Origin of the sequence: Trinickia sp. (genome assembly GCF_051953955.1) — a bacterium.
Taxonomy (GTDB): Bacteria; Pseudomonadota; Gammaproteobacteria; order Burkholderiales; family Burkholderiaceae; genus Trinickia.
Window position 1 is genome coordinate 45,142 of the sequence record NZ_JBQCIF010000074.1, and the last position, 21,231, is coordinate 66,372.

Sequence of the window (21,231 nt, forward strand, 5' to 3'; positions counted from 1 at the left end):
AGTATCGCTGGCTGCCCCGTCACGGGCTGCCTCCCGCTTCACCCTGTGCCGACGGCCCGGATGCAGCAAGTTCGTCACGCCCGAAGCGCCCGTAACGTAGCGCCAGGGTTGGCAGCACGATCAGGTTCAGGGCGGTCGATGTGAGCAGGCCGCCGAGAATGACGATCGCCATCGGCCCCTCGATCTCGTTGCCCGGCGCACCGCTCGTCACGGCGAGCGGCAGCAAGGCGAGCGCGGTGACGAGCGCCGTCATCAGGATCGGCACCAGCCGTTCCGATGCGCCGCGCACCGCCGTATCCATGTCCCACGCGAGCCGGTCGACACGCACGAGGTGCTCGTAGTGGCTGATCAGCATGATCGAATTGCGCAACGATATTCCGAGCAGCGTGACGAAGCCCACCATGCTGCCGAGCGACAGGTTCGCCCCGGTTAGCACCACGCTCAATACTCCGCCCACGAGCGCGAAGGGCAGATTGATCATGACCAGCAGCACGCCGCGACGGCTCTTCATTGCGAGGAACAGCAACAGCGCGATACCGACCAGCGCAATTCCGCCGTACGCGATCAGGTCGCGTTGCGACTGCGCGCGCGCTTCGCTTTCACCACTGAATACAGCATAGGTGCCAGGCGGCATCCTGATCTCACGATTCATACGCGCCTGTGCTTCGCGCACAAAATCGCTGACCGGCCGGTTGCCCAGGTTGACCGATACCGTCTGCACACGCTGCCCGCCGTCGTGCGTGATCTGGTAGCGTCCCGCGACCTGACGGACCGTCGCGAGTGAGCCCAGCGGCACTGCTAAGCCGCCAGCATTGCGAATCATGAGGTCGCCGATGGCATCGATAGTCTGACGCTGGGCCGGATCGAGCACGACGGCGACGTCATAGCTGCGACTGCCCTCGTAGATCTGCGATACCGTCACGCCGGCGTAGGCGGCCTGGATTGCGTCGAGCACCTCGACTGGACGAAAGCCCCAGCGGCTCAGCGCGTCGGGATTCAGCCTCACGTCCAGTTCGGGAATGCCGGGCGGCGAATCCACCCGGACACTGGCAACGCCACGGATCGTGCCGATCGACTGGGCGATCTGCTGCGCCGCGCGATCGATGACGTCCAGATCGTTGCCGAACACTTTCACGACCACCGGGGCCGTGGTGCCCGAAATGGTTTCGTCGATGCGCTCCTCGAGAAAGGTGTTGACCGAGGTGGAGAGGCCCGGAAAGCGTGCCAGCGCCTGGCGGATCCGGTAGAGCGCCCAGCTCTGGCCGGATGCACCCATCGGCTCGAGATCGACTTCGAACTCGGAGAGCTGCACGCCGGTCGGATCCACTACGCCGTTGGCGCGACCGGCACGCTGCGCCACGAGCCGTACGCCCGGTACCTGCATCAGTGCCTTTGACACCTGCGTACCAATGCGTATCGATTCGGCAAGCGAAGTACCCGGTGCGAGCCCCATGTGAACGGTGTAATGACCTTCGCGCAGTTGCGGAATGAAGCTCCCGCTCATGAAAGGCAGCGCTGCGAGCGCGGCGGCGCACATCACCGCGACGATTACCATGACTACCTTCACATGCTGCTCTACCTTCGTCAGTAGCGCGATGTAACATGTCTTGATGCGCCCGATCATGCGTGGTTCCAACTCGGGCAAGGGACCCTTCGCCAGCAGTGCGAGCGCCATCGCGGGAGTAAGCGTCAGGGCGACACCCAGCGATGCGAGCACGGCGAGAATGTAGGCGATGCCGAGCGGCGCAAAGAGCCGTCCGCCGATACCTGTGAGCGTGAGCACCGGCAGGAAGATCAGCATCACGATGAAGGTGGCGAACACGACGGCGCTGCGCACTTCGAGCGATGCGCGCAGTACGACGCGAAATGCCGGAAGCGGCTGAGCCAGCGTCCGATTCTCGCGTAAGCGGCGGTAGATGTTCTCCACGTCGATGATGGCGTCGTCGACCACTTCGCCCAGCGCGATCGCAAGCCCGCCCAGGGTCATGGTGTTCAGGCTCACTCCGAACGACGTAAGCACGATGATCGCGACCAGCAGCGACAGCGGAATCGCGACTGTGGAGATCACTGCGGTGCGCACGTTGAGCAGGAACAGAAACAGCACGACGATGACCAGCGCGGCGCCGACGATGAGTGCAGTGCGCAGGTGAGCGACAGAGGCCTCGATGAAGTTGGCAGGTCGGAAGACGCCGGTGTTCACGTCCACACCTTGCCGGACGAGCGCGGGCTCGAGTCCGGCGAGAGTCTTTTCGATGTCGTGCGTCACTGCCATCGTGTTGGTCCCATACTGTGCTTCCATCACGACCATCACGCCGGGCTTGCCCATGATCGATGCTGCACCAACGGGCGGTGCGCTGCCCCATGTCACGTTGGCGACGTCACCTAAGCGAACCGCCGCGCCGTTGCTCGAACGCAGTACGACGCAGGCGAGTTTTTGCGGTGTCGTGATCTGACCATCGGCGTTGATGGCAATGCGCTGGTTGCCGTTCTCGATGAACCCGGCGCCGCGCACGCCTGTGGCCTGGCGTGCCGCCACAATCACGTCGGGGATCGACAGGCCGTGGCGGATCAGCTTCGCGGGGTCTACCTGGATCTGCATCTGGCGCGTCTCACCGCCGAACACGATCACGTCGGCCACGCCATGGGTACCGAGCAACTGCGGTTTGACGGTCCATTGGGCGATGTCGTAGAGGTCCGCGAGCGAGCGCGTCTTCGATGTGAGGCCAATGGTGCGCACGACGCTCGTCGTCGTGGTGAGCGGCAGGAGTTGAGGCGCCGCGACACCCGCCGGCAGCGCGCCCGCGAGAGCACTGATGCGTTCCGTGACGAGTTGCCGGACCTGCATCACGTTGGCATGTTCGTCGAAGACGAGCGTGACCGAGGAGAGGCCCTGCATGGACCGGGAGCGAATCGACTGCAGGCCGGTCATGCCGCCGAGGGCATTCTCAACCGGCTGGGTGACGAGGGTCTCCACCTGCTCGCTGGTCATGCCAGGCGCGGCCGTCTGCACGATGCTCATCGGCGGCGCGAATTCGGGAAAGACATCGAGCTTAGCGCGCGTCAGCGTAAAGAGCCCGTAGCCGGTGGCCACGACGGCCAGCGAAAAAATGACGCCGCGAAAGCGCAGCGAAAAACGGATGATCGCGTTAAGCATGGGACGTGAGGGCGCGTTGTTCTGGGCAGGTCATGCACGGGTCAGTCATCGCACTCGGGCGGGTCCTTGCATGCCGTGGCGATACCCCGAGGCTTGATCTCTTCGGAGAGCAGCAGCTGCGCCCCTTGCGTCACGATCTGGTCGCCCGCCTGAAAGCCCGAGCTCACCATGAAGCCGTGCTCGCCCTCGTTGCCAGCAGGTACGTAGCGACGCGTAAAGCGTTCCGGTGCCGTACGCACATAAGCCCACGTCTGGCCTCCGTACCACACCACCGCCCGCCGCGGGATCATGAGGGCGGACACGGCCTGGCTCGACGTCGGCACACGCGCGCTAGTGCGTAGATTGGCTGGCAGCGCGGCAGAGGTGACGTAAAGCCAGGGGTTGCCTTGGACGCCGGGATCGGCGAGGGGCGAAGCGGAAAGCCGTTGAGCCGGTACGGCGCGCCCGTCGGGCGTATCGACGGCGATGCGCTCAGGAGGCGCTGTGCCAAAGCTTGACGGCAACGTGACACGCAACACGACAGCCTGGCCCGACTGGAGGCGCTGGAACAGCTTAGAGGCTGGTGCCACGGCGGCATGCGCGAGCCCGTCGCCGAACAGCTGCCGCACTGCGCCATCAAGGCCGGCCAGTGTGACTCGGGCGGATTGCAGCTTTGCGTCGTCACTCAGCATCGCTGACCGTGCAGCCTGCAGAGTCTTCAGCGAGATGTTGCGGTCGTCGGCGTATAGTGCGCGGCTGCCCTCGTACTGTGTGCGTGAACTAGCCGCCTGTGCGGTGAGCGTGTCGACGTCCGCGCGCGCGCTGGCGAGCCGGTTGCGCAGATCGAAGAGCGGCTGCAGGTCGATCACCGTGGCATCGGCGTTGATGCCGGGCTGGGTCGTGACAGTGGCAAGCGGCGCAACCTCGATGTGGCTGGCGCGTTGCGCCTCGGCGCTCACGACTACGACCGTTTCGCCGTTGACCGTTTGCACTGCGGGCGCTGGGGACGACTGCGCATCGGCGGTTGTCGAGGTACTGGAGTCGTGGACGGCCTGATAGATGTACCAGCCCGCGCCCGAGGCGACGGCCAGCGAAATGGCGGAGAGAAGAATCAGTCGGAGTTTCATCGTGTTGTCTCTTCACTGAGAGTACTGTTCACTGCCTCATGACCCAGGGGCTGCTGCATCGCATCTTCGAGCGCGCCGGCGGCCTCCTGGACGGCTACCTCGGCGTTCAGGCGGGCCGTCTCGCTGGTCTGATAGTCGGCTTTCGCCTGCGTGAAGGTGAGGCGGTCGGTATTGCCGCTGGAGAAAGCGGCAGCCTGGCTGTCGAGTTGCCGACGTGCACTTGCCAGATGCGCATCGGATAGCTGCAGCGCCTCGAGGCTCGACTGGTAACGCGCGAGCGCGTGCGCGAGATCGCCGAGGATCCTGTCCTGCAGCGCGCCGGTACGCACGGCCACTTCCTTGCGTTTGGCCTCTGCTTCCTTGATGCCGCCCTGGTTCTGGTCGAAGATCGGCAACGTGATGCCGGCGAGTCCGAAACCGATTTTGTTGGTGCCCGTGTCGTAGGTGTAGCCGGGGCCGAGGTGAATGTCCGGATACTGCTTCGCAACTTCGAGCTGAAGCGCCGATTCGGCCGCGGCGTAATCGGCGAGCGAGGCGAGCAGATCGGCGCGATGGAAGATGGCTGCGCGCTGCGCATTGGCAGCGGGCGGCGCAGGCGGAACCGTGCCGAAGGCGGCGAGGTCGAGCGTTACGCCGTCGAGCGCGGTGATCGGCACGCCGATCGCAGCGGCCAGTTGCGCGCGCGCATCCTGTTCGGCGCTTCGTGCGGCGGCCAGATCGCTCTGGGCTTGGGTGTCGGCCAGGACAGCGGCATCGACGTCGGGCTGCGAATACTGGCCGACGGCGAGCCGGTGCCGGCTCATCACGGCGATCTGCCGTTCAGCTTCGGCCCTCGCGGACAGGGAGGTTATGCGTTCATCGGCAGCATAAACGGCGAGCATGGCAGCCCGGACCTGTGCGCGAACCGTCCACGCTGCGTTGATGATGTTCAGCCGGGCAGCTTCCGACAGGTGAGTCGCCTGATCGACGCGATAGCCGCGCTTGTGCGCGGTCTCGATCGGGATATCGAGCGAAGGCCCCCAGGTGAAGCGCGCGCCGGGCCCCGGGTTAGGATTGTTGTACTGGAACGGTAACTGCAGGACCGGATTGGGAATCGCGCTTGCAACGTCGATACCGGCCTTGGCCGTTCCCCATTGGGCACGCACCACGTCGAGCGCGGGGTTGTAGTAGAAGGCCGCGAGGGTAAGCATTTCGCGGCTCCAGACAGCAGGTGGCCACGGTGTGACATCGTGACCGGTCTCGCGCGCCACGTAGGCGTGCAGCGCCTCGCTCGCCAGCGAGCGCCGTTCGAATTGCTGGGCAAGCGGGGCGGGAGCGATTGGCCTGGGATGGTAAGTCGTGCAACCGGCTATCCCGGTAAACGCGATCAAGACCGTAATCGATAACGCGCGGCGCATACAGGCATCCCATCGGACGTTGTGCCGCCCACCAGGGCAGCCTCCGGGAGGATGCTATGCCACCGGTCGTGAAGTTTTCGTCAAGAACGCGTTAGGTCGCGTGAGGCGATTCAGGTCAGGCTTGTTGTCGGCAGCCGCAGCGAGACACAAGTGCCAACACCTGGCTCGCTGTCGATCCGTATCGACCATCCATAGCGATCGCAGATCTTCTTGACGATCGACAGGCCAATGCCGCCCCGCGACGTCGGGGTCCGTGGCGATCCCGCCTGATAGAACCGGTCGAACACGCGGGGGAGCGCATGTGCGGGAATACCCAGGCCCGTGTCTTCGACGTGCAGGCAACCATCGGTGTAGCGGAAGGCAAGAAGTCCGCGCTCAGTATGCCGCACCGCGTTGTCGATGAGGTTGGACAGCACGATGGCAAGCGCGGAGCGGTTTGCCATGACACGAAGTTGGCGGTCGACGTCGATGACGGTGTCCAGTCCCTTTTTTGCGAGTCGTTCGGAGAAAGGGAGCAGCGCGGTTTCGATCATCCTGGCGATGGTCAACGGTTCGATATCGCGGGCCGAATCCTCCCTCGCGAGCATCAGGAGCGCGCTGGCGAGGTCGCGCATGTCGTCGGCTGCCCGTTCGATCTGCTGCAGACGTGCCCGCGACTTGCCGATGATTGTCGCGTCCTGTTCAAGCAACTCGCAGCTTGTCTTGATGGTCGTAAGTGGCGTGCGCAGTTCGTGGCTGATATTGCCCGTAAACTCCTTCTCGCGCGCGATCATGTCGGCCATACGCTGGTGGTAATCGTTGAAGGCCTCCACGAGCCCGACGAGTTCCGTCTCGTCGTACCTCCCGGGCTGAATCGGTGCCGACTCACCGAGGCGTAGCTCCTTCACCTGCCGCGCCAGGCCCGCCACCTGCCGCACCAGCAGACCGGACAGGCCGAACGATAGCCAGATTGTGAGCAATGCGAAGACACCAGTGCCTGCCATGACGGCATTGATGACTTCCTTGAAGTGCTTTTCGTAGACGCTGAAGTTGTAAACGCGGTACAGTCGTGCCGCGCCGAGTGACGCGATGGCAACGTGAATCTCCCGTTCACCGACGATGATTTCGTGTATGCCGACAGGCAGATTTGTGATTATTTCTGGCAGCGCAACGGTCCGACTATCGGCGCCCGAAACATAGCCGTTCATTCGAACGTCGAAGGGTGGCAGCAGGGACGGATTGGCTTCGTAACTCTTGAGAACGCTCGTCATGTCGTCGTGGATGAGCGCCGCGATCAATCTCTCCTCCTGAGCCTCGGCGAGTGTTCTCACGCCCAGAGCCTGTGCGACCAGCAACGCGATGGTCAGCACTGAGAAGAAAAGCGCGACCTTGAAACGAAGGCTATTTCGCATCTTGGTCGGGTTCAACGAGCCGGTAGCCGACGCCATGGACTGTCTCGATCACGTCGAGCTCCTCCGGCCCGCACAGTGCGCGACGTAACGTATAGACGTGCGCTCGCAGTGTATCGCTGTCGGGCAGTTCCTCACCCCAGACTTCGGCTTCAAGCTCGGCGCGAGTGAACATGCGCGCGGGCGACTGCATCAGGATGCGCAGCAATCGAAGGCATTTAGGGGGAAGTTTGATCAGCCGACCGGCGCGCTCGACGCTCATTGTCGATAGATCCAGCCGCACGTCAGCGAACCGGAGATCCATGGTGGCCACCTGCCCGCGATAGCGCTTGATCAGCGCGCCGAGCCGTGCACCGACTTCCTTGAGGGAGAACGGTTTGACGAGATAATCATCGGCGCCGTGCAGGAAGCCCTCCAGCTTGTCTTCAAGCGCATCTCTTGCGGTCAGCATCAGGACTGGTGTGTCTCGGCCCGCCTCTTCCCGCAGCCGGCGGCAGAGTGTGAGTCCGTCCATCCCAGGCAGCGACAGATCGAGCAGGATCGCGTCCCACGAGTCCTCCTGCGCCATCCGCAGGCCTGCGTTGCCGTTGGGCGCGATGTCGACCTCATAACCGTTGCTTTCAAGATAGTCATAGAGGTTCGCTGCGATCGCGGAATCGTCTTCGATAATAAGAATCTTCATGGACCTGCGGTCATCCCGCATCGACTGGAAGAGAGCTTGATCCTACAGCAGAAAGCGCGTGCTCGAATTGGGAAAGCCGGGGAGACGACGAGCATCTCTACTGTCGTGGAGCAGCGCTGGGGCGCCCGGAGTGTGCGGTTCTGCCGCAACTCGATCCGAGCATCGATTTCGCTTCCGGATCAGCGACTTGAAGTTCGTCCAGCGAGAATTTTACGAATCCCGGCCGTCGCTCTTTACCGATCGGCGCTTTCTTCGTGCCGCCTGTACTGCGCCGCGAGCTTGTCTTGCTGATTCGGCGGCACGGGATCGTAGTGGCTCAATTCGATGCTGTAATTGCCGTCGCCGCCGGCCATGGCGTTCAGGCGCGATTGATATTCGGCCAATTCAGACAGCGGCACTTTGGCCGCGACGGCCACCATGCGGCTGCCGAGCGCGCGCGAGCCTTGCACTTGGGCTCGCCGCGACGAGAGATCGCCGATGATGTCGCCCATTGCGGATTCGGGCGCCGTCACTTCGAGCGCGACGATCGGTTCGAGCAAGATCGGCTGCGCCTTCAGAACGGCATCGATGAACGCCTTGCGTCCCGCTGCGACGAACGCCACCTCCTTCGAATCGACGGGGTGGTGCTTGCCGTCATAGACGGTCACGCGCAGATCCTGCATCGGAAAGCTGGCGAGCGGGCCGCTTTCCATGACTTGAAGAATGCCCTTTTCGACGGCCGGCATGAATTGCCCCGGGATGGCGCCGCCTTTGACGGCATCGACGAACTCGTAGCCGGCTCCGCGCGGCAACGGTTCGACGCGCAGCATGACTTCACCGAATTGCCCGGCACCGCCCGTTTGCTTCTTGTGCCGGTAATGCCCCTCGGCTGCGGCGCCGATCGTCTCCCGATATGCGATCTTCGGCGGCCGCGTGACCACGGCGAGCTTGTATTGCTCGGTCAGCCGCTCGAGCATGTGCCGAAGATGCAGTTCACCGAGCCCGCGGACGACCGTTTCGTTCGTCCCAGTCGGGTGCTCGATGCGCAAGCAGGGATCCTCGGCCGCCAGCTTCTGAAGGATCTCCCATAGACGCTGTTCGTTGCCGCGGCGCTCAGGCTCGATGGCGAGCGCATAGATCGGGTTCGGAAATTCGAGCGGAGCTAGATGGATGTTCCCGTCCTCGGGGGCATCGTGCAGCACGGCGTCATAGCCGATCTCATCCACCTTCGCCGTCGCGCAGATGTCGCCTGGGCCCGCCTTGACGACGTCGATGTGATCCTTGCCTTGCAGGCGCATCAAGTGCGCCACGCGAAAGGGTTGGCGCGCATTGCCGATATAGAGCTGGCCGTCGCGCCGCACGGTGCCCTGATGGATGCGGAACACGGCCATCTTGCCGATATAGGGATCGACGACGATCTTGAACACATGGGCGAGAACGTGCTTGTCGGCATCGGGCTGCGCGCGCACCGTCTCTCTGCGGCCGTCGGTATCGCGGTAGAAGAGGGGCGGGTTGCCTTCGAGGGGATTGGGCAATAGGCGGACGAAGACGTCGAGTAGCGCTTCGATGCCCGCGCCCGTGGCGGCGGACGTGAAACAGATGGGGATCAAATGTCCTTCGCGCAGCGCTTGTTCGAACGGCTCATGCAACTGCTCGGGCTTGACCGCTTGCCCCTGCTCCAAATACAACTCCATCAAGTCGGCGTCCAACTCGATGACCTGGTCGATCAATGCATCGTGTGCCGACGCTACGGAGAGGAAATCCGACTCGCCGGCGGGATTGAAGAAGCAATCGACGACGCTCCGCGCTTGCTGCGCGGGCAGGTTGATCGGCAAGCACGTTTTGCCGAACGCTTCCTGAATGTCTTCGACGAGCGCGGGCAAGTCGACTTTTTCCCCGTCGATCCCATTGACGACGAGAATCGTGCACAGCTTGCGCGCCTTGGCCCATGCCACCATCCGGCGCGTGGTCATTTCGATGCCGGTGCGCGCGTTCACGACGATGGCGATCGTCTCGACGGCGGATAACGCACTGAGCGAAAGCCCGGAGAAGTCGGGGTAGCCGGGGGTATCGACGAGATAGACGCGCGTATCGCGGTAATCGAGGTGGGCGGCGGCCGAGTTCAGCGAATGCCGGTACTTGCGCTCGAGCGGGTCGAAATCGCAGACGGTCGTGCCTCGTTCGACACTGCCGGCGGCGTGAATGGCGCCGCTTGCGCAGAGCAGCGCCTCGATCAGCGACGTCTTGCCGCAACCGGCGTGGCCGGCCAACGCGATGGTACGAATGGCTTCGGGTGGGTAGTCCACGGCCCCTCCGTCCGGCGATGACGATGGGGGCATTATTGGCGAAAAAGACGCCTCCCGCCACTGGGCAATGCGCTCGCGCGCGGGCTCGAATACACCTCCCCATGCCGTCGGTAGGTCGGCCCGTTCGGGTAGCCGAGCAAAGCCGAATGTGACACCCATCGAACGCAGGGCACCGGGCAAAGTAGGACGTGAAACCGCCAAACTCGACGGGTTTCAGTATTTTGCCCGTTTGCGATAAATGAAACTCGTGCAATGGATCGATCGACGTTCGAGTCGAAATTAAATACATAACAATTGTCAAAACCGTAATTGTTTTCGAGGGGAGCGACGTCGCAACGTGATTTTTTTGCATCGGTCAGCGCGTCTGCTGGTGCAAAGCTACGTAAAACCTAGGGGCAGGCGCAATATGTGGAAGAGTATCGGGAAAACGTTCGACCTCTCATTGATTAAACACGGTACAAATTCCGTGCTCGGTCTTGACACGGAAAGCATCCCTTACTAAATTCGGTTCAACGCTGGTCCTTATAATTTCATACTCGAATTCATACCGTTCTTGGGGGCACGAATGGAGCGCACTCGTAACGTTTTGGCGGTTGTCCCAACAAAAGTAAAAAGGGGATGAGCGCCGAAATGGTCATGCTTTTCGTCGGTCGCGAGAATTGCCGACGAAACGGGCAGCCAAACAGGCAGCCGCATGCTGCGCTTGCTTGCCCGTCCTGGATCTGACCGATTTCAGCTTCTATCTGGCTTGTCCTGCTCGGTCTTGCCGATCGGATCGGCGGGGGGGGGGCTTGTGAATCGAGTTCGTGGAAGCGAGAGACACTGATCTGTCTACCATCCGGTCAATTAGCAATGATGTCGTCGACGGACTGCGCTGTTGGCATGCTTTGGTTGTACGTTACGGTGGTTTTTACACATGCGGGTAGCTAGTAAAACGCGAGGGCTTAAAAATGAACAAAGTACGGTATGGAGATATGGTCGTCGTGGAGAGTTGCGACGGCGACGAGCAATTATTCCTAGGTGTCGTCCCGCGGATGAAGGGGCGACGTCATCCACTCCAGTTATCGACCGAAGTGGCCGAAGCCGGCAAGCATCCCGGTTGCGACTCTCAATGGCGCGTATTGCCCTTGATCGGCTCGAAGAAAAAGTGGGGGGAGCCGGTTGGTTTCGGCGATCGCGTTCGCATGCAGATGCTCGACTGCAGAGACCAATCTCGAATGCTCGCCGTCAGTCATCTGGACAATCGGTCGATCATGGCCGAGCGGCGGCCGCCGAGCGCGGAGTCGTGCACTTGGTGGCTGACGTATTCGAGCGAAGTCGCGCTCGGACGCGACGGTCGCATGGTGCCGACCGGCGATTTCGCGCCGCATCTGGAATACGGGGCAGCCAATTACGTTTCGCTCGTCAACCGCGCGGGGTATCTGGCTGCCGTCGATGATCCGTACCGGATCTTGCGCAAGCGTACGGCCGTATTCGACGACCTGCCCGAAAGGGGCATGGCGGCGTGGTGGCGGATTCACCGCTCGACGTCCGAGCTCGTTTCCGTTGCCAGGCGCGAGTCGCAAGTAACGATGGCGCGCGAGCCCCGGGCGCCGATGTTGTCAGCGGCATAGGTGAACCGGCGGGTGCGGGCGGGCGTAGGCACCGAACGCCATCGATGGGGATCCGGCAGGAACGCCGAGACGCGACGCGACATCTATCGACGTGAAGCCCGCGCCTCGGCCAGCGACAAGCAGCCGGCACCGGGTCCTTTTCGACGACTTGCCGGAGAACGCTCATGAGAACGGTTTTTCATTGTATTGCCGCGGCAGTGCTTACAGCGCTGTCGGTCGGCGTTCACGCTCAGCAACAAGCGACGCCGAACGACGCGCAGATCGCCGCGATCGTCGTGACCGCCAATCAGGTCGATATCGACGCCGGCAAGTTGGCGGCCGGCCGTACGCACACGAGCGACGTCAAGCAATTTGCGAAGCTGATGATTCAAGACCATAGCAGCGTCAATCGGGCCGCGGCCGCGCTTGCCCATAAGCTCGATCTGACGCCCGAGCAGAACGACACCAGCCGCGCCTTGCAGCAAGGCGGCGACGAAAACCTAGCCCATTTGAAGACTTTGACAGGCGCGCAATTCGATAAGGCCTATGTCGATCATGAGGTCGCATATCATGAAGCCGTGTTGGATGCCGTCGACAAAACGCTGATTCCGTCCGCACAGAACCCGGATCTGAAGGCGCTGCTCGTCAAAGCTCGCCCCACGTTCGTGGCTCATCTCGAACATGCGCGCCACCTTCAGAGCGAATTGAGCCATCATGGAAGCTAAGCGCAACGGCATGGCATGGGCGGCACGCCGGCCGATGTCGATGCTGGCTGCGGCGGGAGTCGCCGCGTTTGCTTTCGGCGCGCCCCCTGCACATGCGGCAAGGCGAATCATCGTGATCGAGAACATGCGGTTCGCGCCGGCGACCCTCACGGTCAAGCAGGGGGACGAGGTGACGTGGGACAACGAGGATCTCGTCGCGCATACGGCTACGGCCAAGGGCGCGTTCGATTCTCATGCGATCGCGCCGGGGGGATCGTGGACGTACGTCGCGCGCGCACCGGGCCGCTATGCCTACGGCTGCTCGCTGCATCCTTCGATGAAGGCAACCCTCATCGTGGAGAAAAAGCCATGACCGCTCCGCTTCTCGACAGCGCCGCCGCCGGGGCCGACGGTCGTGCGCTCCCCGAGGACGACGGCGCCCTGGCCCGACTGATCGCCTCGGGCGATCGCGCCGCGTTCGTGCGGATGATGCGCCGTTACAACCGGCGTCTTTATCGGCTCGCGCGAGCAACGTTGCGCGACGATGCCGAGGCGGAGGATGCATTGCAAGATGCCTACCTGGCCGCGTTTCGTTCGATCGGCGGATACCGTGGAGAGGCGGCGCTTGCGACGTGGCTGTCGCGGCTCGTGCTCAACGAATGCTTCGCGCGGCAGCGTCGCCAGGCGCGGCGTGACAATATCGCCCCGATGTTCAGCATTTCCGAGCGCAATGAAGCGGAGCAGGACATGATCGACACGAGGCGCGGCGCATCACCCGACGAGGCGGCGATGCGCAGCGAAATTCGCGCACTCCTCGAGCGTAGGCTCGACGCTTTGCCGGAGGCGTTTCGCCTCGTCTTCGTGCTGCGCTGCGTGGAGGAGCTCAGCGTCGAGGAAACGGCGCATTGCCTCGGGATTGCCGAGGCGACGGTGCGCTCCCGTCATTTTCGCGCGCGCAGCCTGCTGCGCGAGTCGCTAGCTCAGGACATCGATCTGGCCGAGCGCGACGTGTTCTCGTTCGGCAACGAGCATTGCGATCGACTCGTGGCCGGCGTGCTTGGCCGGATCGACGACGGTGGCTGATCCTTATTTCCACAACTCGGGATGTCCGCCCAGATCGCCGCAGACGTCGACGGCGATCTCGCGCAGCTTGTCCTGGGGCAAATCGCCGGACAGCGCGTAGGCCGTTCGCTCGCTGGCCCAGTAGAACGTTCGGCGGTCGCCTCGGCGCAAGAGGCGCAGGGCAGACTCGCGCTGGGCCGCCGCACTCACGTACAGCGCGAGCCGATGGCCGTCCGAGCCCTGATACATGAATTGCGCGGCAGGGCCCGGCAATAGCCGGCCCCCGAGGAAAGCGTAGCCGTATTCCTCGAGCGACGGCACGGCAAGCGGGCGATCGAGACGCTTCGAGAGCCAGTCGACGAGCATTCTCTCGTTCGTCGCCGCAACTTCCACCACATGAGTTCGTTCAGGTGCATAGGCTGCATAAGCGAGATCGGCTTGCCGAGCGAATGCCGCTGTCGGCGGGGAGAGCGGGGTACCGAGCGGCGGGGCGGCGCCGGCGAGCCACGCGAGCGCCGCACCGGCCGCCAGCGAACCGAGCGCCAATGCGGCTTGACGCCACCATGGCGGCCGTATGCGCAGGACGACGAATGGGCCGCTCGTTTGCGCGGCGGGGTCGGCAAATAGGGCACGCAGGGCTGCCCGTTGCGCGCGATAGTGCTCAACGATGCCGGCGGCGCATGCGTCCGATGCCAGCCGCTCGGCCACGTACTGCCGTTCGGCTTCGGGCAACTCGCCGTCGACGAATGCGGAAAGCCGGTCAAGCTCCGGTTCGGTGAAGCCCTGCGCGGGCGCGTGGTCTCGATCGTCGTTCATTTTCTGTTCGTTACCGCATGCAAAGTCGGCGTGCGCTGCGGTGAACACTCCGCCAACATCAGACGCATCTGCTCGCGTGCGCGCGAAACACGCGACATGACGGTGCCGAGCGGCACGCCGAGGACCGACGATGCCTCCTGATAACTGAGTTCCTCGACGCAGACGAGCAGCAGCACTTCGCGCTGCTCCAACGGCAAGCGGTACAGCATGCGCTGCACGTCGCGCAAGACGAGCGAATCCACTTGCCCGGCCGGCGCTTCCAGCGATTGCCACGGCCCGTGTTCGTCGTCGAGCGTGATTTCGCGGTGGGCACGCAGTTGGTCGAGATAGATATGGCGCAGGATCGTCAGAAGCCAGGCGCGCAAGTTACTGTCGGGACGGAATGCGCGCACGTGGGTCAGCGCACGTTCGGCCGTGTCCTGCACCAAGTCGTCGGCCCACGCGGGATCGCGCGTGAGCGCGCGGGCATAGCGCCGCAACTGCGGAAGCCATGCAACCACGTCCGCTTCGAAACTCACGTGTCGCCACCGTGCTCAGTAGCCGCCCGATCCCCCGCTCGTTCCGCTGCTGCCGCTCGCACCGGCATTGTCCATATTGTTGTTCGAATGGTCGGACGAATACATGCCGCCCGCTGACGTGCAGCCGGCACACACTACGAGCAAAAGCGCGGCAACTAGGGCTGAAAGCATGCGCATCGAGTTCATCGCGTTTCTCCTTTCCATGGGCGAAGGACATGAATGAAAACGCTCGGCGACCGTGATTTATTCCCGGTCGTTTGAAGAACAAGCATAACCCTCCTCATCAGGCACGGCGTCGAGTTCGGCCAGCCAAGCATCGGCCGTCGAATCGCTCGGTGCTCGATAATCGCCTCGTGGCGAGAGCGAACCGCCCGATCCTACTTTCGGGCCATTCGGCAAGCAGCTGCGCTTGAATTGCTGCCCGCCGAAGAATCGCTTCAAGAAAAAGCCGAGCCAATGTTTGATCGCGCCGATGTCGTAGCTGTTGCGCTTTTCCTCGGGTAGATCGGGCCAAGTGCCGAGCGCGGCGTCATGCCATGCCGACCACGCAAGAAACGCAACTTTCGAGGGTCGGTAGCCGAAGCGCAGCACGTAATAGAGGTTGAAATCCTGCAGCTCGTAGGGGCCGACGGTGTCCTCGGTTCGTTGCACCTCCTCGGCCTCGCCACCCGGAATCAACTCGGGGCTGATCTCGGTATCGAGCACGTCGAGCAAGACCGCGCTTGCTCGATCACTGAGCGTGCCCCATTGCGCGCTGCGCCGTATCAAGTATTGAATCAGCGTCTTCGGCACGCTTGCGTTGACGCCATAGTGCGACATTTGATCGCCGACGCCATAGGTGCACCAGCCGAGCGCCAATTCGCTGAGATCGCCGGTACCGACGACGAGCGCCTGATATTGATTCGCCATTCTGAACAGATGGCTCGTTCGCTCGCCGGCTTGCACGTTTTCGAATGTGACGTCGTGGATCGGCTCGCCGTTCGCATAGGGATGTCCGATATCGTCGAGCATGCGCAAGCAACTCGGGCGGATATCGATTTCTCGTGTGTCGCACCCGAGTGCAGCGGTGAGCCGGCGCGCTTGGTCGAGCGTCCGCTCGCTCGTGCCGAAGCCGGGCAGGATGCAGGCGATGACCGCCGTGCTCGGCAGTTGCAGTGCTGCCACGGCTCGCATGCAGACGAGCAGCGCTTGTGTCGAATCGAGCCCGCCCGACACGCCGATCACGAGCCGGGCCGTCTTGGCGGCACGCATCCGCGTGACGAGCCCCTGCACTTGGATCTCGTAGACCTCGCGGCAACGCTCGTCGCGGCTCGCGGGGTTCGAAGGAACATAGGGAAAGCGTTCGTAGGTGCGCTCGAGAGGAAGGCGAATGGCGCACGGCAACACAGCCGGCACCGCGATCGTGCGAAAGCGTGCGCATTGAGCACGATGCGCCTCGGCCGTATCGCCGAACGTCGTTTGGCGCATGCGCTCGCAGACGAGCCTATCCAGATCGACGTCGGCCACGATGCATTGCGGCGCGTCGAGAAAGCGCCGCGTCTCGGCTAGTGCGTTGCCGTTCTCGTACACGACGCCGTGGCCGTCCCACGCCAGGTCCGTCGTCGATTCGCCATAGCCGGCCGCGCTGTATGCGTAGGCCGCAAGGCAGCGAGCCGATTGGTTGCCTACGAGTTCCCGGCGAAAGTCGGCCTTACCGACGGTGACGTTCGACGCCGACAGATTCAGCAGTACCGTGGCACCGGCCAATGCCGCGAACGACGATGGGGGGACGGGCACCCAGAGGTCTTCGCAGATCTCGACATGGAACGTCAGCATCGGCTGCTGCTCGAAACGAAATAGCAACGCATTGCCGCAGGGCACGTCGGTTTGCCCGAGCAAGGCGATCGATTCGCGCATCAGCCGGGCGCCGGGCGCGAACTGACGCGGCTCGTAAAACTCCCGATAATTCGGCAGGTAGGTTTTCGGCACCACGCCAAGTATCCGCCCGCGATGGATGACGGCTGCGCAATTGAACAGCAGGGCGTCGATCTCGAGCGGCAAGCCGACGACGCAAACCGATTCGACATCGCGAGAAGCGGCGACCACCTCGCCGAGCGCACTGAGGCACGCGCTCTGCAACGCCCGTTGATGGAAGAGATCGTCGCAGGCATAGGAGGACAATCCCAGTTCGGGAAAGACGGTCAACGCGGCGTGCCGCGAATCGGCTTCGTGCAGCAGTGCGATCGTTTCCTTGGCGTTCGACTCTGGATCGGCGACATGCGTGCGCGGAATGGCCACGGCCACGCGGGCGAAGTTGTGACGGTACAAGTTGAAGAAATTCCGTGCATCGGTCATCACAGTCATCCTCGTTCGGCGTCCCGGATCACGTAGGGTAACCCTATCGTTGGGCGAAAACGTCGTCGTGCGGCAAGAAACGGGCCCCGATAACGTCGAACGTCGATGAACGGCGGCACTTCGGCAGTATGGCAAGATGCCTGCGCGATGATCGCTCCGCCATGCATCGAGGAACCCTTACTCAATGAATTCGAACGCTCGACACGCCGCCAGGCCCGTCATTCCACGAACGGTCTGGGCCTTGGGTTTCGTCAGCCTGTTCATGGACCTCTCGTCCGAACTGATCCATGCGCTCCTTCCGATCTTCCTCGTGACGTCCATGGGGATGAGCGTGACGGCATTAGGGATGCTGGAAGGGGCGGCGGAAGCGACTGCGATGATCGTGAAGATTTTCTCGGGGTCGTTGAGCGACTGGCTCGGGCGTCGCAAGATCCTTTTGCTGCTGGGATATGGGCTCGCGGCGTTCACGAAGCCGCTTTTCCCCCTTGCGGCTTCGCCTGCGATGGTGGTGGCGGCACGGCTGCTCGATCGAGTCGGCAAGGGAATCCGGGGCGCGCCGCGCGATGCGCTGGTTGCCGACGTCGCACCGCCGGAAATCCGCGGCGCCTGCTTTGGACTGAGGCAATCGCTCGACACGGTCGGCGCGTTTGCCGGCCCGCTGCTCGCGATCGTGCTGATGCTTGCGTTCGCCGATCACATTCGGATCGTGCTCTGGTTCGCCGTGGCGCCCGCATTTGCCGCGATCGCGCTGATCTTGTTCGGCATTCGCGAGCCCGAGCACGCCCAGGCGGAGCACCGCTTCCGCTCGCCGTTGCATTGGCGCGCGCTACGCGAGTTTTCGCTTCGCTATTGGTTCGTCGTCGCAATCGGTGCGACGTTCACGCTGGCTCGGTTCAGCGAGGCGTTTCTCGTGCTGCGCGCCCAGCAGACGGGGTTGGACGCGGCGTGGATCCCGTCCGTGATGGTCGTGATGAGTCTCGTGTATTCACTCTCGGCCTATCCGGTCGGCATTCTCTCCGATCGACTCGATCAGCGCCTCTTGCTCGCCTGCGGGTTGGCGCTGCTGGCTATCGCGGACGTCGTACTGGGCAGCAGCACGTCAACGGTCGTGGTGCTTTCCGGCGTGGCCATATGGGGGCTGCACATGGGGTTCACGCAAGGTATCCTCGCCGCGATGGTGGCCGAAACCGCGCCGGCGTCGTTGCGCGGCACCGCATTCGGCGTGTTCAACTTGGCATGCGGCGTCTGCATGCTCCTTGCGAGCGCGATCGCGGGATGGCTGTGGGACCGCCACGGCGCGCCGGCTACCTTCTTCATGGGCGCGGTGCTTGCCGTCGTGCCGCTGATCATGTGCGCGCTGAGTCCCCGCTCCGGCGGCCCCGGCGCCGCCCGGGCGAAAAAAAAGGCCGAACAATGAAGCTCGGCCAAGTCGTCGGTCAGACAGGACCGCGGAGACACATCGCATCAGCAAAGAGGCAGGGCGGCCGGGCGGGGAGCCGCCCGGAACGCCGCTGAATTCGAATAATCGTTCGCCGGAACGCTCGCGTCCTTCGGCGAGCCTTTCCTTCAACGTGCGCGCGCGCCGCGCGAACGCCGGATGTGATCGAAGAAGACGGCCAGCAGCAGAATGCCGCCGCGAATCAGGTACTGGTAGAACGTCGGCACGTTCAGCAGGCTCATCGCATCTTGCACCGAGCCCATGATCAGCACGCCCACGAGCACACCCGAGATCGTGGCTACGCCGCCCGTGAGCGACACGCCGCCCAGCACGCAAGCCGAAATCACGCCGAGTTCGAGGCCGACCGACGTCTTCGGGTCGCCGAGGCTCATCCGCGATGCGAGCATGACACCCGCGAAGCCCGTCACGAGGCCTTGCAGCACGAATACGAGAATCTTGATCCGCACCACGGGCAGGCCCGCGAGCAAAGCCGCTTCGCCGTTGCCGCCGACGGCCAGCACGTTCTTGCCGAACACTGTCTTGCGCAAGATGAAGCCGAAGACGATGAAGCCGACGATGTTGCTCCAGATCGGGTAAGAGATGCCGAGGAACGAGCCGCCGCCGAGGTCGAAGAAGCGTTCCTCCGAAATCATGACCGCATCGCCGTTGGACACGATGAAGGCGAGGCCGCGCACGACTTCCATCATTGCAAGCGTTACGATCAGCGAGTTGATGCGATAGCGTGCGACCAGCACGCCGTTGACGAGCCCCACGGCGCCGCCCGCGATGATCCCTCCCGTTACGCCGAGCACGACGCTGTGCGTGGCCGTGATGAGCGTCGACGCCACGACGCCCGACAGCGCCACGATCGACGCCACCGATAGATCCACCTCGCCGAGCGCCAGCACGAACATCATCGTCACGGCGATCGAGCCGATCAGCGTGACCGACAACAGCAGGCCCTGCATGTTGCGGCTCGTCAGGAAGTCGGGCACGGTGAAGCACAGCACGACGAACAAGATCGCGAACACCATGACGATGCCGGACTTGTTGAGCAGGCGCCACGTTTTGGCCGCGTAGGCCGCCGGTCCGCTCGGAGCGGCTAAGGTTTGAGGTTGTTGCATAGTTTCGTCTCTTTCGTTGCCGTGCGCGCTTGCTGCGCACGCGGCCAAACAATCAGAACAATCAGAACAATCGGTACTGATCGGTAATCAAGCTCATTGAGGCAGCGCGAGCTTGATCAACTGATCGGGGCTCGCCTCGGCCTTGGGAAGATCGCCCACCATGCGGCCTTCCTTCATGACGATGATGCGATCAGATACGCCGATGACCTCGGCCAAATCGCTCGACACCATCAGCACCGTCCGGCCCGCTTCGGCCAGACCGTACAGGAGCTCGTAGATCTGCGCCCGTGCGCCGACGTCGATGCCGCGCGTCGGTTCGTCCATGACGAATACGTCGATCTTCTCCGCGAGCCAACGCGCCAAGATGACCTTTTGCTGGTTGCCGCCCGAAAGCGTGCCGATCGCCGTGTCGGCATTGCGCGTTTTGATCGACAGCTTCTCGATGTATTCGTCGGTGAGATCGCGCTCGCGTCGCTCGTTGAGCAGCCAACTCGCAAAGCTCGAATGGCGCCGCGCGCTGATGTTCAGGTTGTCGGATACGGACGCGATGGCCACGATCCCTTCTTGCTTGCGGTCTTCGGGGCACAAGGCGATGCCGGCGCGCACTGCGGCGCGCGGCGTCGAAAATCGCATGCGGCGGCCGTCGAGCTCGATGTCGCCTTGGCTCGGCCGGACCGCGCCGCAAACGAGCTTCATCAGCTCCGAGCGGCCTGCGCCGACGAGGCCGAAGAAGCCGAGGATTTCGCCCTTGCGCGCGCTGAAGGAAATCGGTTCGCTCAGGCCCGGGCCGAGCAGGCCCTTCGCTTCGATGCGCACGTCGCCGACCGGACGCGCCCGGTAGCCGTAAACGTCGCGGATCGAACGGCCGACCATCGAGCTGATCAAGCGGTCGCGTTCGAGGCCGTCGACGGTCTCGAACGTTTCGATCGAATGCCCGTCGCGGAACACCGTCACGCGGTCGCACAACTCGTAGACCTCGTCCATCCGGTGCGTGACGTAGACGATTGCGCGGCCTTCTTGACGCAAACCGTTGATGATCTTGAACAACTGCTTCGTTTCGCGAGCCGAAAGGGAGCTCGTCGGCTCGTCGAAGGCGATCACGCGCGCATCGCGCATCAACGCCTTGCCGATCTCGATCATTTGGCGCTGCCCGATCGAGAGATTCTTCACTTGCTCGCGCGGATCGATGCGTTCGCCGAGCCGGGCCAGCGTTTCGCTGGCCCGCGCGATCAGATCGCGCTCGCTGAGCACGCCGAGGCGGCTCGGCAATTGGCCGAGCATGAGGTTCTCGGCCACGGTCAACTCGGGAACGAGATGCAGTTCCTGATAGATGATGGCGATGCCGGCTTCGATCGCAGCCTTCGTCCCGGAGAAATGCTGCTCGATGCCGCCAAGCTTCAACGTGCCCGACTGCGGCACGTTGACGCCGGACAGCACCTTCAGCAGCGTCGATTTCCCGGCACCGTTCTCGCCCATCAGGCCGTGCACCTCGCCGCCGCGCACTGCGAACGACACACGATCGAGCGCGAGCACGCCGGGAAAACTGACGGTGATGCCGTCCAGCTGCAGGTAAGGCGAGGCCGTCTCCGGCTGCGCTACCGCTACGATGGTATCGTTCGCGTCATGCATGA

Annotated in this window: 17 protein-coding genes; 5 read left to right on the top strand and 12 right to left on the bottom strand. The window is 63.2% G+C overall.

Features of this window, described 5'->3' with window-relative positions:
* Positions 1 to 19 precede the first annotated feature (19 nt).
* From ACTHNZ_RS13830 to fusA, 6 genes are all read right to left on the bottom strand, one after another.
* Positions 20 to 3,154 carry an efflux RND transporter permease subunit gene (locus ACTHNZ_RS13830; RefSeq protein WP_440543068.1) on the bottom strand — a complete coding sequence of 1,045 codons (3,135 nt, stop codon included), beginning with the start codon at positions 3,152 to 3,154 and terminating at the stop codon, positions 20 to 22.
* Positions 3,155 to 3,195: 41 nt separating this feature from the next.
* Positions 3,196 to 4,260 carry an efflux RND transporter periplasmic adaptor subunit gene (locus ACTHNZ_RS13835; RefSeq protein WP_440543069.1) on the bottom strand — a complete coding sequence of 355 codons (1,065 nt, stop codon included), beginning with the start codon at positions 4,258 to 4,260 and terminating at the stop codon, positions 3,196 to 3,198.
* The gene (locus ACTHNZ_RS13840) at positions 4,257 to 5,657 is read right to left on the bottom strand and encodes a TolC family protein (protein ID WP_440543070.1); all 1,401 of its coding nucleotides are present in this window, start codon (positions 5,655 to 5,657) and stop codon (positions 4,257 to 4,259) included. The genes ACTHNZ_RS13835 and ACTHNZ_RS13840 overlap by 4 nt, the downstream gene beginning before the upstream one ends.
* A 110-nt stretch (positions 5,658 to 5,767) precedes the next feature.
* On the bottom strand, positions 5,768 to 7,048 hold the full coding sequence (locus ACTHNZ_RS13845) for a sensor histidine kinase (RefSeq protein WP_440543110.1): 1,281 nt from the start codon (positions 7,046 to 7,048) through the stop codon (positions 5,768 to 5,770).
* The gene (locus ACTHNZ_RS13850; protein ID WP_440543071.1) at positions 7,038 to 7,727 is read right to left on the bottom strand and encodes a response regulator transcription factor; all 690 of its coding nucleotides are present in this window, start codon (positions 7,725 to 7,727) and stop codon (positions 7,038 to 7,040) included. The genes ACTHNZ_RS13845 and ACTHNZ_RS13850 overlap by 11 nt, the downstream gene beginning before the upstream one ends.
* A gap of 233 nt (positions 7,728 to 7,960) precedes the next feature.
* Entirely contained in the window at positions 7,961 to 10,012 is a 2,052-nt protein-coding gene (gene fusA, locus ACTHNZ_RS13855; RefSeq protein WP_440543072.1) for an elongation factor G, read from the bottom strand.
* A gap of 950 nt (positions 10,013 to 10,962) precedes the next feature.
* Here fusA and ACTHNZ_RS13860 point away from each other — a divergent pair.
* From ACTHNZ_RS13860 to ACTHNZ_RS13875, 4 genes are all read left to right on the top strand, one after another.
* Positions 10,963 to 11,625: a hypothetical protein gene (locus tag ACTHNZ_RS13860; protein ID WP_440543073.1), complete on the top strand. Its 663-nt coding sequence runs from the start codon at positions 10,963 to 10,965 to the stop codon at positions 11,623 to 11,625.
* 164 nt (positions 11,626 to 11,789) lie between these two features.
* A complete protein-coding gene (locus tag ACTHNZ_RS13865; RefSeq protein WP_440543074.1) occupies positions 11,790 to 12,329 on the top strand; it encodes a DUF4142 domain-containing protein in 540 nt (179 codons plus the stop codon).
* A gap of 10 nt (positions 12,330 to 12,339) precedes the next feature.
* Complete coding sequence (locus ACTHNZ_RS13870) at positions 12,340 to 12,681, top strand: cupredoxin domain-containing protein (protein WP_440543111.1); 342 nt, start codon at positions 12,340 to 12,342, stop codon at positions 12,679 to 12,681.
* The gene (locus ACTHNZ_RS13875; RefSeq protein WP_440543075.1) at positions 12,678 to 13,391 is read left to right on the top strand and encodes an RNA polymerase sigma factor; all 714 of its coding nucleotides are present in this window, start codon (positions 12,678 to 12,680) and stop codon (positions 13,389 to 13,391) included. The genes ACTHNZ_RS13870 and ACTHNZ_RS13875 overlap by 4 nt, the downstream gene beginning before the upstream one ends.
* A gap of 3 nt (positions 13,392 to 13,394) precedes the next feature.
* Here ACTHNZ_RS13875 and ACTHNZ_RS13880 read toward each other — a convergent pair whose 3' ends face one another.
* The 4 genes from ACTHNZ_RS13880 to ACTHNZ_RS13895 are packed head-to-tail and all read right to left on the bottom strand — an operon-like array spanning position 13,395 to position 17,038.
* Positions 13,395 to 14,186 (bottom strand): anti-sigma factor family protein, encoded by a 792-nt coding sequence (locus ACTHNZ_RS13880; RefSeq protein ID WP_440543076.1) that lies wholly within the window; start codon positions 14,184 to 14,186, stop codon positions 13,395 to 13,397.
* Complete coding sequence (locus ACTHNZ_RS13885; protein WP_440543077.1) at positions 14,183 to 14,704, bottom strand: sigma-70 family RNA polymerase sigma factor; 522 nt, start codon at positions 14,702 to 14,704, stop codon at positions 14,183 to 14,185. The genes ACTHNZ_RS13880 and ACTHNZ_RS13885 overlap by 4 nt, the downstream gene beginning before the upstream one ends.
* 15 nt (positions 14,705 to 14,719) lie before the next feature.
* A complete protein-coding gene (locus tag ACTHNZ_RS13890) occupies positions 14,720 to 14,890 on the bottom strand; it encodes a hypothetical protein (protein ID WP_440543078.1) in 171 nt (56 codons plus the stop codon).
* 57 nt (positions 14,891 to 14,947) lie between these two features.
* The gene (locus tag ACTHNZ_RS13895; protein WP_440543079.1) at positions 14,948 to 17,038 is read right to left on the bottom strand and encodes an NAD(+) synthase; all 2,091 of its coding nucleotides are present in this window, start codon (positions 17,036 to 17,038) and stop codon (positions 14,948 to 14,950) included.
* Positions 17,039 to 17,222: 184 nt separating this feature from the next.
* On the opposite strand from ACTHNZ_RS13895, the gene ACTHNZ_RS13900 reads away from it, so the two are divergent.
* Positions 17,223 to 18,455: an MFS transporter gene (locus ACTHNZ_RS13900; RefSeq protein ID WP_440543080.1), complete on the top strand. Its 1,233-nt coding sequence runs from the start codon at positions 17,223 to 17,225 to the stop codon at positions 18,453 to 18,455.
* Positions 18,456 to 18,604: 149 nt separating this feature from the next.
* Here the strand turns inward: ACTHNZ_RS13900 and araH are convergent, their stop codons facing one another.
* Both araH and araG read right to left on the bottom strand, forming a co-directional pair.
* Positions 18,605 to 19,600: an L-arabinose ABC transporter permease AraH gene (gene araH / locus ACTHNZ_RS13905; RefSeq protein WP_440543081.1), complete on the bottom strand. Its 996-nt coding sequence runs from the start codon at positions 19,598 to 19,600 to the stop codon at positions 18,605 to 18,607.
* 93 nt (positions 19,601 to 19,693) lie between these two features.
* Positions 19,694 to 21,229 (bottom strand): L-arabinose ABC transporter ATP-binding protein AraG, encoded by a 1,536-nt coding sequence (araG, locus tag ACTHNZ_RS13910; protein WP_440543082.1) that lies wholly within the window; start codon positions 21,227 to 21,229, stop codon positions 19,694 to 19,696.
* Positions 21,230 to 21,231 lie beyond the last annotated feature (2 nt).